We start from the raw sequence: 11967 nt of genomic DNA, 5'->3' as shown, positions 1-11967 counted from the left end.
GCCGACGCGACCCAGCCCGAACCTGGGAAGTGGTGTTTCAGAGGATTGGCCGCCCCGGGACCGTCCGCGCCGATGCGTGTCCGGTGCTCCCTGCCGAGCGACTAGAGAACAGTACTCCTCCTCCGGGCCGATGCCAAACGGCCCCGGCCCGGCCGTCGGGGTGGGCCGACCGCCCCGGCGTCGCGTTCATCGTTTGTCTACCGCCTCCCTCCATGCTCCTTCCCGTCGGACGCCACGAAGACCTCGTCGGCGCCGACAGCACGACGAGAGCCGACAGCACGAGAGAGGTCCACGGGGAACATGAAGGCGACGAAGACGCTGCGACACATGGCCATCGGGATAGCGGCCGGCATGCTGGCGCTGGCCGGGACGATGACCTCGGCCGGGACCGCGCAGGCCGCCACCGCGTACGGATCGACGTTGAGCGAGCCCGGGGTGCTCTACCCGGGCGACTACCTCGAATCCGGCGACACCCGGCTGTACATGCAGGGCGACGGCAACTTCGTCCTCTACAAGTACGCCACGTGGAACCCGACGCCGGTGTGGGTCGCCCCGAGGACCCAGGGCTGCGGCCAGAAGGCGATCATGCAGGGCGACGGCAACCTCGTCGTCTACGGCGCCGGCGGCTACGTCTGCTGGGCCCGCGGCACGTACAAGACCAACTCCCAGCAGACCGCCATCCTGACGGTGTCCCCACTGGGCGGCCTCCGGGTCGACTACGCCAACCCGGACAACCCGCGCACCCCCTTGAGCAACCCCTTCACGGACACGCTCCGCAGCTCGGACCCGTACTGAACCGCTTCTCCCGCGGCCCGGCGCTCAGCCCCGCTCGGCGAGCCACCTGACCAGGTCGGCCACCGACCAGCGCGGCCGGGCCGCGAGCCGCGTCGCCGCCGTCCGCAGCAGCGCCGGCAGGTGGCCGCAGAGCGCGGCCACCTCCGTCACCGCGTCCGGCTCCTGCCGGATCCGCTCCGCGCCCACGATCCGGGCCAACAGCTCGTAGGCGTCGTGCGGCTCCAGCGGTCCGACCGTCAGCCGTACGGCGCCCTCGGGCAACGTGCCCGGTTCCGCACCCGCGACCACCGCCGCGCAACCGGCCGTACCGGGCAGCAGCGGTCCGGGGTCGGCCACGCCGTCGAGCAGCACCAGCACCCGCCGCCCGGCGAGCGCCTCCCGGAAGCGGGCGCCGAGCTCGTCGACGTCCGCGTCCGCCGTCGGCCGCTCCCCCAGCGCGCGCAGGAACCCGGCGAGCACGGCGGACGGCTCGCCACCGCCCGTGTACAACTGACCGTCCGGAAAGGCGTCCTGGACGAGGTGAGCGACATGCACCGCCAGCGCCGACGCACCACTGCCCGCCGGCCCCGACAACCCCAACACCGGACCAGGCCCCACCACCGGCCCTGGCCCCACCACGGGACCCGACGACTCCGCCACCGGCCCACGCCCCGCCACCACCGGGCCGCCCCCGGCCTCCCGCAGCACCCGCGCCGCCTCGTGCACCAGCGCCGCCCGCCCGACCAGGTCGGGGATGTCCGGCGGCAGCTGGCACGGCCGCGGCAGCCGCCGCGGCAGCACCGGGGCGTCCCCGTGCCGGATCCGCTCCGCCAGCTCGACCACCGCGGGCGCCGGTTCCAGCCCCAGCTCACCGTCCAGCCGCTCCCGCAGCTCCTCGTACACCGCCAGCGCCTCCGCGGTGCGGCCGCAACGGTGCAGGGCCAGCAGGTGCAGCCGGTGCACCTCCTCGTCCTGCGGGTGCTCGGCCGCCAGCCCGGCCAGCGGCTCCAGGGCCTCAGCGTGCCGCCCGAGCGTCAGGTCCAGGTCGAGCAGCGCCTTCACCGCCGCGAACCGCCCGGCCGCCAGCCGTTCCCGCGACCGCTCGGCGAACGCTCCCGGGACGCCGTCCAGTGCCCGGCGGCCCTCCCACGCGCCGAGCGCCGCCGCCAGCAGCTCCCGGGCCCGGAACGCGTCCTGGTGACGCAGCGCGACGGCCTCTGCCACCCCGGCCTCGTAACGGAACAGGTCCACCGCCTCGCGCGGCACCGCCAACCGGTACCCGCCCGACGACGCGACCAGCAGCCCGGGCTCTCCCAGGGCGCGGCGCAGCCGGTGCGCGTGGGTGCCGATCTGCCCGGTCGGGTCCTTCGGCCAGCGGGTGTCGTCCTCCCCCCACAGGCCCTCGACCAGCCGGTCCGTCGGCACCAGCTGGCCCGGGGAGAGCAGCAGCGCGGCGAGCACGGCCCGCTGCTGCGGTCGGCCGAGATCGACCTCCCGCCCGTCGCAGCGGGCGCTCAGCGGCCCCAGCACGCGGAATTCGAGCCGCACAGCCCACCCCTCGATAGCCCTCGCCCCGGTGCACAATCTGTGAGGACAGAGCATAGGTCGCCGGGATACGGGGGCGCCGCCGCACGGACGGAAGTGGCGGAATCCCGGCGCGGAACGACGGTGGGGACACGACATGGGTGACATGGGGGGAGCCGGGCTGCGGTTCGGACTGCTGGGTCCGCTGCGGGCCTGGTACGGGGAGCAGGAGCTGGAACTGGGCCGGCCGCAGCAGCGGGCCGTGCTCGCCGTCCTGCTGTCCGCCGCCGGGCGGACGGTCTCCGTCCCGGTCCTGGTCGAGGGGGTGTGGGGCGGGGCCGCGCCGGCCGACCCGCGCAAGGCCGTCCAGCTCGCCGTCTCCCGGCTGCGCGGCGCGTTCCGGCCCCACACCGGGGACGACCCGGAGCTGATGCCCTTGGTGCGGGTCGGCGACGGCTACGCGCTCAGGGCGCCGGGGGCCGAGGTCGACGCCACCGAGTGGGAGGCGCTGCTGGCCGAGGCCGGACGGCTGCGGGAGGCCGGCGCACCGCCGCGGGACGTCCGGGAGGCGCTGCGGCAGGCCCAGCGGCTCTGGGTCGGCGAGCCGCTGGCCGGCCTGCCCGGGCCGCACGCCGAGGCCGTCCGGGCCCTCCTCATCGAGCAGCGGATCTCGGCCAAGGAGGCGCAGCTGGAACTGGACGCCGAACTCGGTGACCGCACCGACCTGACCGCCGAGGCCGCCGCCCTGGCGCTGGAGCACCCAGGCCGGCCCCGGCTCACCGCCGTCCTGATGCGCGCCCTCTACCAGTCGGGCCGCAAGGCCGAGGCGCTCGCCGTGTACGAGGACGCCCGCCCCGCACTGCCTCCGGACGACCGGGCCCCGGCCGAACTCCAGCTGCGCATCCTGCGCGAGGACGCCGCCCTGCTTCCGGCCGGCAGAACCCCCGAGCCCGCCACCGCCGGACCCGCCGGAGCTTCCGCGGACACCCGCTGGGCGCCCGACCAACTCCCCTCCGGCCTGCCCGACTTCACCGGGCGCGCGGACGAGGTCGAGACCCTCGTCGACCAGCTCTCCGCAGCCGGCGGGCGGGCCGTCGTCGTCTCCGCGCTGGACGGCATGGGCGGCGTCGGCAAGACCACCCTCGCCGTGCACGTCGCCCGGCAGGTCCGCGCCCGCTTCCCCGACGGGCAGCTCTTCGCCGACCTGCGCGGCGCCGACCGCACCCCGCCCGCCCCCGGCACCGTCCTCGCCGGTTTCCTGCGCGCCCTCGGCGTCGACCCCGCCGACATCCCGCCGGACACCGGCGAACGCAGCGCGCTCTACCGCTCCGCCCTGGCCGGACGGCGCGTCCTGGTCGTCCTCGACAACGCCGCCACCCCCAGCCACGTCGAACCGCTGCTGCCCGGCTCGGCCGGCTGCGCCGTCCTCGTCACCAGCCGCCACCGGCTGGCCGGTCTCGCCGGGGCGCACCAGTTGCGCCTCGACACCCTGCCCGCCGAACAGGCCCTGGAGTTGCTCACCCGCATCGTCGGCCCCGAACGCGTCGCCGCCGAACCCGCCGCCGCCGACGAGGTCGTACGGGCCTGCGGACTGCTGCCGCTCGCCGTCCGCATCGCCGCCTCCCGGCTCGCCGCCGACCCGGCGCTCACCCTCGCGGCACTCGCCGAAGGGCTGCGCCACGAGCACCGGCTGGCCCAACTCACCGACGGCGAACGCACGGTCGAGGCCACCTTCGCGCTCTCCTACCACCGCCTGAGCCCCGAACTCGCCCGCGCCTTCCGCCTGCTGTCCCTGCCCGACGCCCCCGACATCCCGCTGCCCTGCGCCGCCGCCCTGCTCGACCGCACCGAGGCCGAGACCGACGACCTGCTCGAAACCCTCGTCGACCTCAACCTGCTGCACTCCCCCCGCTACGGCCGCTACGGCTACCACGACCTCGTCCGCGACTACGCCCGCGGCCGGCTCGCGGCCGAGGACGGCCCCGCCGAACGCACCGCCGCCACCGACCGGCTGCTGGACTTCTGCCTCGCCACCGCCCGCAACGCCGACCTCGCCGCCCGCAAGGCCGAACCCGCCGAACTCAGCCTGCTCGGCGCGTCCGTCGCCTCCCCTGGCCGGCCCATCGCCGACGGTGCCGAAGCCGTCCGCTGGATGCGCGACCAGGCCGACATCCACGCCGCCGCGATCGCCCTCGGCTGCGCCGACCCGGCCCTGCCGCTCGACCGCGCCGCCGAACTCGCCGACCGGATGGGCGCCGTCCTGCCCGAACGCACCCAGACCGGCGTCATCGTCGACCTCGCCGGACGTGTCGCCCAGCAGGCCGCCGCCCGCGGCGAACACGGGCCGCTCGCCCTCGCCCGCTACCTGCGCGGCAGCATGCTCTGGCACATCAACCGCTACGCCGAGTCCCAGGAGGAGATCCGCCGGGCCGTCGCCCTGTCCGAACAGGACGACCGCACCGAACGCGTCCTCGCGAAGGCCCTGATCACCCTCGGCAGCAACGCCCGTACGCACGGCCGCTTCGCCGAGGCCGCCGAACACGCCGGCCGCGCCGCCGAGCTGTTCCACCGCCTCGGCGCCCAGCGCGCCGAGGGAAGCGCGCTCGGGGAGTTCGCCTTCAGTGCCGCCCAGACCGGACGCCTCGACGAGGCCCGGGAGGCCGCCGAGCGCAGCGTCCGGCTGATGAGCCGCTCCGGCCCGGTCTCCGCCGCGACGGGCCGCTACTACCTCGCCCGGGTCCTGCGGCTGTGCGGCGACCCGGAGGCGGCACTCACCCATGCCGTCGGCGCCCGCGAGGAGTTCGCCGCGCTCCAGGTCACCGTCTTCGCGGCCGCGGCCGGCGACCTCGCCGCCCGGATCCACGCCGAGGCCGGCCGCTGGCTGCTCGCCGTCGACGCCGCCGAGGCCGTCCTCCCCCTCGCCCGCCGCACCAGCGCCTCCCTGGAGGCCGCCCTGCTGCGCACGCTCGGCACCGCGCTCACGGGCCTCGGCCGCCCGCGCCAGGCCCGGGCCTGCCTGGCCGACTCGCTGGAGGTGTTCGAGCGGCTGGGGCTCGCGGAGGAAGCGGCTCAGGTCAGGGATCTGCTGGCCGGGTAGACGCCGTACCGACCGGGAAACGTGCTGGTCAGGGAGGTGCCGGCGCGGTAGACGCGGCATCAACGGGGGCCCGGACTACGCGCGTTGACCGGCCGTCTACCGCCGTGCCGGAGTGTCTCTCTCGTCAGGCCACGGGCCGCCGCGGTGGCGGCCCGGGCGACACCACAGACGAGAGGCGCCACCATGCCCACCCTGCCCCAGCACGGCCAGACCTGGACGCTCAAGTCCGCCAACGGAACCGTCGCCGACGTCCGCTCCAGCCAGACCTCCGCCGGCACGGCCATCCAGTCCTGGGGGTCCAACGGCACCACCGCCCAGGGCTGGACGTTCTGGGCCAAGGAGAACGGCAGCTTCCTCCTGGAGACCCAGCTGACCGTCGGCAAGCACGTCGGCGGCCAGGCCATGGTCATGGACTACAACTACTCCATCGGCCAGACCTGGCTGTACAACGAGCACAACCAGCCCAACCAGCACTGGTGCTTCGAGCCCCTGGACAACGACTGGATCCGGATCCGCACCACCCGCACCAACGAGGGCATGCTCTTCCTCACCGCGGCCGCCCCCGGCTCGCCCCTCACCCTGGCCAGGCAGGACGACGCCAACCCGGCGCAGCGCTGGCAGCTCGTCCCGGCCGGTGGCATCAGCGGCGGCCAGCAGCAGCCCCAGCCCCAGCCCCAGCCGCAGCCCCAGCCCGGCGGGGGTGGCGACTTCCGCACCGAGATGCTGAACGCCGTCAACGCGGAGCGCGGCCGGGTCGGCGCCCCGCCGGTGCGCCTGGACGACCGCCTCAGCGCGGCCGCGCAGCGGCACGCCAACGACATGGCCTCGCACGACCTCACCCAGCACAACGGCACCGACGGCAGCAGCCCCTGGGACCGCATCGCGGCCGCCGGCTTCGTCTCGCGTTCCTCCGCCGAGAACGTCACCCCGAGCAACAGCGTGCCGGAGGCGATGCAGATGTGGATGAACAGCCCCGGCCACCGGGTGAACATCCTCAACCCCGACTACAACTACATCGGCATCGGCTACGCGCCCCGCCAGCGCGGCAACTGGGGCCGCTACGTGCAGACCTTCGGCAAGGCCTGAGACCCCGACCGGCACGTCCCTTCCAGCAACAAGGAGTTCCCCACCCATGTCCTCGAACGCGGCGGACCTGATCCGCATCGCCCGAGACGAGGTCGGCTACCACGAGGGCCGCAGCGGCGGACACTGGAACAACATCCAGAAGTTCTCCCCCGCCGTCGCCGGCCTGGAGTGGTCCCAGGGCGAGGCCTGGTGCGCCACCTTCGTCGCCTGGTGCGCCGAGCAGTCCGGCAACGCCGACCTCTTCCCGGTCAGCGCCTCCTGCGCGGAGGGCGTCGCCTGGTTCAAGGAGCGCGGACGCTTCACCGAGTACCCGGTGATCGGCGGCCAGGTCTTCTTCGGGCCCGGAGGCGGCAGCCACACCGGCATCTGCGTCGCCTACACCAGCTCCACCATCACCACCGTCGAGGGCAACACCAACGACGGGGGCAGCTCCGAGGGCGACGGCGTCTACCTCAAGACCCGTGAGCGCCGCTCGGACTGGGTCTACGGCTACGGCATCCCGGCCTTCGCCGAGGGCGTGGTCCTCGCCGACCCGGAGTGGAAGGACCGGTCCGGGGCGCTCTACTTCGGGCAGGAGGCGTCCGCGGACGACAGCCCCCGCGGCGGTGCCCCGACCGGCTCCGCCCCGGCGGCCGACGGCGGCGACGGCTACGAGCCGTTCCCCGGCGCGGACTTCTTCCAGGACGGCCGGAACAGCGACGTCATCACCCGGATGGGCGAGCGCCTCGTCGCCGAGGGCTGCTCCGCCTACGCCGAGGGCCCCGGGCCCGAGTGGTCCGACGCCGACCGCGAGTCCTTCCGCAACTGGCAGCACAAGCTCGGCGACTCCGGCGCGGACGCCGACGGCATCCCCGGCCCCAAGCAGTGGGCCGCGCTCGCCGTCCCGCGCGGCTGACGCCGGGCCCGTCAACCACACCAGAAGGAGAATCCCGATGAGCACCATCACCCGTACCCGCAGGCTGCTCGCCTCGCTGGGCGCCGTCGCGGCCGTCGCGGGGGCGGTCGTGGCCGGCGCGCCGGCGGCGCAGGCGGCCACCCTGGCCGACGCCTGCGACCAGGCCCCCGCACCGGCCCTGACGACCCGGTGGGACGTCCACAACGGCTCCGGCGGCGGCGCGCTCGACCTGCTGAACGGCAACGAGGTCAACGGGCAGCCGATCGGCCTGTGGACCGCCAACCAGTCGCCCGCGCAGACCTGGTCGTTCTGGGGCTACTGCGACGGCACCACCGCGATCTCGCACGGGCTGAGCAAGGTGGCCGGCCTCGACACCGGCTCGGGCTCGGTCCGCCTCCAGGACACCCCCGGCGGGCTGGACGGCCTCAACCGGCCGCGGGGCGACTGGATGCCGGCCAACCAGAAGTGGCGGCTGACCGACGAGGACCGCGGCTGGTACCTGGTCCGCAACGTCGCCACCGGACAGTGCCTCAGGGCCCCCGGCACCTACCAGGCCGTCTCGATGGCCTCCTGCGACACCGCGGACCCGAACCAGCGCTGGCTGCTGGGCTGACACCGATCACCGGGCCCGGTCCGCTCGCCGACGGCGAGCGGACCGGGCCCGTCCCCGTCCGCGTGCCCGGGTGCGTTCAGCCCCGTGCCGTCGACGCCGCCGCCGACACCCCGTGGATCCGCAGGAAGGCGTCCACGCCGACGGTCGCGACCCGCCGGACCTCCTCGTCCGCCACCGGGAGCGCGCCCCAGAAAGAGCGCTCGGCGATGCCGTGGAAGGTCAGCAGGGTGAACTGCTCGGCGGCGAGTGCGGCGTCCCCGCCCGCGAGCAGCCCGCGCTCGGCGAGCGCCTCGAAGTGCTGCGCGAGGTCGCGCTGGGAGGCGACCGGGCCGGCCTCCAGCCAGGCCTCCAGGACGTCCGCCGGGATGTTGGCCACCTCGGCGCGGATCGCCCGGCCGAGCGCGCCGTGCTCCCCGGCGGACAGCACGGCGCGGGCCCGCTCGACGGCGAAGTCGGTCAGGTCCTGGCGCAGGTCCACCACCCGGTCGAGGTACTTCGCCATCAACTCGCGGATCCGCTCGGTCAGTTCCGCCGAGTTCCGCAGGGCCACCGACAGGAAGAGGTTCTCCTTGTCGGCGAAGTGGTTGTAGACCGTCCGCTTGGACACCCCGGCCTCGGCCGCGATCGCGTCCATGCTGGCCCGGACGTACCCCTCGCGCCCGAACACCACCGTCGCGGCCTGCGTGATCGCCTTGCGCTTCTCCGGCCGCCCCGCTCCGCCCGTCGTCGCCACGGCGCTCTCCTCCTCCGTCGGCGCATCGGCCGACCCTCTCAAAAACTACCCGGTGTAGTTTATCCGGACCGCAAACGACCCGGCCTCCCCACCGAACAGGTGTGCTCTATGCTGCGTACGACTTCTACACCTGTGTAGAGACATGCGGAAGCGTCTCCCCGATTTCGGCCGGCCGGACCCCGTGCGGGAACCGGCCGACCCGAACCGGCGTCCAGAACGAGCAGTGTCATGACCGGATTTCCGGACATCCGGACGATCCGAGGTTTGGACGTCCATGCGTTCGAACGGGTGGGCGACGAGCGACGCGGACGCGCCACCGGGGCGCAGGGAACACGGGAACACCGGGGGTGAGGGCATGGCGGGGCAACGAGGACGGTCAGCCGACCGAGGGGCGCGACGGCGGGCGGCGAGCGGGCCCGTCGGCCACCCCCGCCCCCTTCCCGGCGGCCCCGCACTGCCCGTGGCCCTCGCCGTCGGGCTACCGATCGCCGGCGCCGCGGTCGACGAACTCTCCGGGCCCGGCATGGGACTGGCCTTCGCGGTGGGCGCGGTGCTCGGCACCGGCCTGGCGGCGGCGTCGAGCGGCCGCAACGGCTGGTGGTGGGTGCTCGCCGCGTCACCGCTGGTCGTCCTGGGTGCGACGGCCGTCGTCGAACTGGCCGCCCACCGCGACCGGTACCAGGGCAAGGGCCTGGCCACCGGCGCCGCGAAGTGGGTGGTGCACGGCTTTCCCGTGATGGCCGAGGCCGCGGCCGCGGCCGTCATCGTGATCGCGGTCCGGCTGGTCCGGGCGAGGAGGAGGCAGCATGGCTGACAACGCCGAGCACGAGGGCGACACCGAGGCCCCCCGCCCCCGCCGCCCCTCCCCCGCGCTGATCGCGGGCCGGGTGGTGGCCTGCACCGCGGGATTCGCGGTGTTCGCCGCCAGCGGGGTGGTCTGGTACGGGTTCAAGCAGCTCACCGACGGAATGACCACCTCCAACGCGATCGCCCAGACCAAGAAGGACGCCCCCAAACACCTGGACAACTCGGTCAATCTGCTGCTGATAGGCCTGGACAGCCGCAAGAACATGGACGGCACGGACCTCCCGCCCGAGTTCGTCCAGGACGAGCTGCACGCCGGCCACAGCTCCGACATCGGCGGCTACAACACCAACTCCCTGATCCTGCTGCACATCCCGGCGAACGGCGGCAAGGTGCAGGCCGTCTCGATACCCCGCGACGACTACGTCATGACCTACAGCGGCGACGGCAAGCAGGTCGGCATGCGCAAGATCAAGGAGGCCTACGGCGAGGCCAAGGACAAGGCCACGCCGGCCCTCCAGGCCAAGGGCCTCAAGGGCGCGGACCTGGAGAAGGCCGGACGCGACGCCGGACGCGCGGCCACCATCCAGACCGTGCAGAAGTTCCTCGACCAGCCCGTCGACCACATCGCCGAGGTCAACCTGATGGGCTTCTACGACATCGCCAAGGCCCTCCAGCCGATCGAGGTCTGCCTCACCCACGACACCAAGGACCCGGCCATGGAGGGCCAGGGCTCCGGCGCCGACTTCCACAAGGGCGTCAACAAGCTCAACGCCTCCCAGGCGCTCTCCTTCGTCCGCCAGCGCCACAACCTCGACGGCGGCGACGGCAACGACAGCGACTTCGCCCGCACCCACCGCCAGCAGGCCTTCATCTCCTCCGTCGTGCACAACCTGAAGCAGAAGGGCGTCCTCGGCGACCTCGGCAAGATGCAGGAGCTGATGGGCGTGGTGCAGAAGGACCTCGTCATCGACAACGAGTGGAACGTCCTGGACTTCGCCCAGCAGGCCCCCAACCTCACCGGCGGCAACGCGGAGTTCCGCACCCTCCCCGTCGCCGACCTCAGGAAGGTCAACGGCCAGGACGTCAACATCGTCAGCCCGCCGCAGATCCAGAAGATCGTCAAGCAGCTCTTCGGCTACGCCGACACCAGCCCGGCGCCGGCCCCGACCGACGAGGGCACCGCCCCGACGGCCGCGCCCGTCGCGCCCGTAGCGACCACGCCGCCGACCGCCGCCAAGAGCGTCACCGTGGACGTCTTCAACGCCTCCTCCGCCCCCGGCGTCACCTCCACCGCGGAGTCCAAGGCCCTGGTCGCCATGGGCTTCAAGGAAGGGAGGACCGGCCCGGCGGCCACCAAGCCGAAGACCACCACCGTCACCTACGGCAAGGGCGCCAAGGGCGCGGCCGAGCAGATCGCCGCCCGCTACGGCGTGACCGCCACCGAGTCCGCCTCCGCCACCGCCGACCACGTCACCGTCACCCTCGGCACCGCCTTCACCGGCAGCGCCGCCGACAAGCCCGCCGCCACCGGCGCCCCGGCCGCACCGCCCGCTCCGGACACCAACGTGCCCCAGCAGGGCCCGATGGTCGACGCGGAGTCCGACGGCGGCATCCCCTGCGTGTTCTGACACGCCCCGCTCCGCCCTCCGAGGGAGGCTCCCCACCCGGGGAGCCTCCCTCGGCCGTTCTCCGGCAACCCTGAGCGGATTCCCGGGCAACCCCCTGGCGAGATTCTCCGTACTATGTATAGTGTACTGCGTACGGGATAACCGTGCAGGCATCGACGAGAGGGCTCCGCCATGCAGATCACCAAGACCGCCGTCTCCCTGACCGTTGAGGACGTCAGCGCCTCGGCCGCCTTCCTCCAGCGGCACTTCGGCTACACCGAGGAGATGTCGGCCGACGGCTTCGTCTCGCTCGCCCACCCGGGCGGCGGATTCAACGTCGTCTACCTCCGGCGCGGCCTCGAGGTCCTGCCGGAGGAGCAGCGCCACCGGATCGCGGACGGCGTGATCCTGGCGTTCGTCGTCGAGGACGTCGCCGCCGAGGAGCGGCGCCTGCGCGAGGAGGGGGTCGCGATCACCCTGCCGCTGCGCGAGGAGCCGTGGGGCGAGAAGCTCTTCCAGACCACCGACCCGAACGGGGTGCTGATCCAGCTGACCGAGTGGGCCGAGCAGTAGGCGATGCCGAGCAGTACGGCGAGGCCGAACGGCAAGCGAGGCTGAGCGGTGAACGAGGCTGAGCGGTGAACGACGGAGCCCCCTGTCCGGCGGGACAGGGGGCTCCACTCGATCCGGCGGACGGTCAGTCCACCGTCCAGGTGTCGTTGCCGGTGAGGAGTGCGGCCAGGTCGCCGGGGCCGCCCCGGGCGGTGGCGGTGGCCAGCTGCTCGGCCATCAACTCGTCGTAGACCGGCCGTTGGACACTGCGCAGGACAC

The 11967-nt window shown here is 73.8% G+C and carries 10 protein-coding genes and 1 pseudogene; 8 read left to right on the top strand and 3 right to left on the bottom strand.

Going from position 1 to position 11967, the window contains the following annotated elements:
• Window positions 1-327 precede the first annotated feature (327 nt).
• Window positions 328-795 (top strand): hypothetical protein, encoded by a 468-nt coding sequence (locus ACWDBB_RS35660; RefSeq protein ID WP_449793561.1) that lies wholly within the window; start codon window positions 328-330, stop codon window positions 793-795.
• A gap of 24 nt (window positions 796-819) precedes the next feature.
• On the opposite strand, the gene ACWDBB_RS35655 is transcribed toward ACWDBB_RS35660, so the two are convergent.
• Window positions 820-2322, bottom strand: a complete 1503-nt coding sequence (locus ACWDBB_RS35655; RefSeq protein ID WP_449793560.1) for an AfsR/SARP family transcriptional regulator — start codon at window positions 2320-2322, stop codon at window positions 820-822.
• A gap of 133 nt (window positions 2323-2455) precedes the next feature.
• On the opposite strand from ACWDBB_RS35655, the gene ACWDBB_RS35650 reads away from it, so the two are divergent.
• The 4 genes from ACWDBB_RS35650 (at window position 2456) to ACWDBB_RS35635 (ending at window position 7989) form a co-directional block, all read left to right on the top strand.
• Window positions 2456-5395, top strand: coding sequence for an AfsR/SARP family transcriptional regulator (locus tag ACWDBB_RS35650; protein WP_449793559.1), 2940 nt, complete (start codon window positions 2456-2458; stop codon window positions 5393-5395).
• A gap of 183 nt (window positions 5396-5578) precedes the next feature.
• A complete protein-coding gene (locus ACWDBB_RS35645; protein WP_449793558.1) occupies window positions 5579-6481 on the top strand; it encodes a CAP domain-containing protein in 903 nt (300 codons plus the stop codon).
• A 46-nt stretch (window positions 6482-6527) separates the two neighbouring features.
• Entirely contained in the window at window positions 6528-7376 is an 849-nt protein-coding gene (locus ACWDBB_RS35640; RefSeq protein WP_449793557.1) for a peptidoglycan-binding protein, read from the top strand.
• 37 nt (window positions 7377-7413) lie between these two features.
• On the top strand, window positions 7414-7989 hold the full coding sequence (locus ACWDBB_RS35635; protein WP_449793556.1) for an RICIN domain-containing protein: 576 nt from the start codon (window positions 7414-7416) through the stop codon (window positions 7987-7989).
• A 76-nt stretch (window positions 7990-8065) separates the two neighbouring features.
• Here the strand turns inward: ACWDBB_RS35635 and ACWDBB_RS35630 are convergent, their stop codons facing one another.
• Window positions 8066-8722 (bottom strand): TetR/AcrR family transcriptional regulator, encoded by a 657-nt coding sequence (locus tag ACWDBB_RS35630; protein WP_449793555.1) that lies wholly within the window; start codon window positions 8720-8722, stop codon window positions 8066-8068.
• A 460-nt stretch (window positions 8723-9182) separates the two neighbouring features.
• On the opposite strand from ACWDBB_RS35630, the gene ACWDBB_RS35625 reads away from it, so the two are divergent.
• From ACWDBB_RS35625 to ACWDBB_RS35615, 3 genes are all read left to right on the top strand, one after another.
• Complete coding sequence (locus tag ACWDBB_RS35625; RefSeq protein ID WP_449793554.1) at window positions 9183-9536, top strand: DUF6542 domain-containing protein; 354 nt, start codon at window positions 9183-9185, stop codon at window positions 9534-9536.
• Window positions 9529-11157, top strand: coding sequence for an LCP family protein (locus ACWDBB_RS35620; RefSeq protein ID WP_449793553.1), 1629 nt, complete (start codon window positions 9529-9531; stop codon window positions 11155-11157). Before ACWDBB_RS35625 ends, ACWDBB_RS35620 begins: the two co-directional genes overlap by 8 nt.
• A 171-nt stretch (window positions 11158-11328) precedes the next feature.
• Window positions 11329-11709, top strand: a complete 381-nt coding sequence (locus ACWDBB_RS35615) for a VOC family protein (RefSeq protein WP_449793552.1) — start codon at window positions 11329-11331, stop codon at window positions 11707-11709.
• A gap of 124 nt (window positions 11710-11833) precedes the next feature.
• Here ACWDBB_RS35615 and ACWDBB_RS35610 read toward each other — a convergent pair.
• A pseudogene (locus ACWDBB_RS35610) lies at window positions 11834-11967 on the bottom strand (2-oxoacid:ferredoxin oxidoreductase subunit beta); the annotation flags it as partial.

The sequence above is a fragment of the Kitasatospora sp. NPDC001095 genome (genome assembly GCF_053598615.1).
The sequence above is the reverse complement of the archived record's forward strand: the minus strand, read 5'-3'. Positions and strand labels throughout refer to the sequence as shown.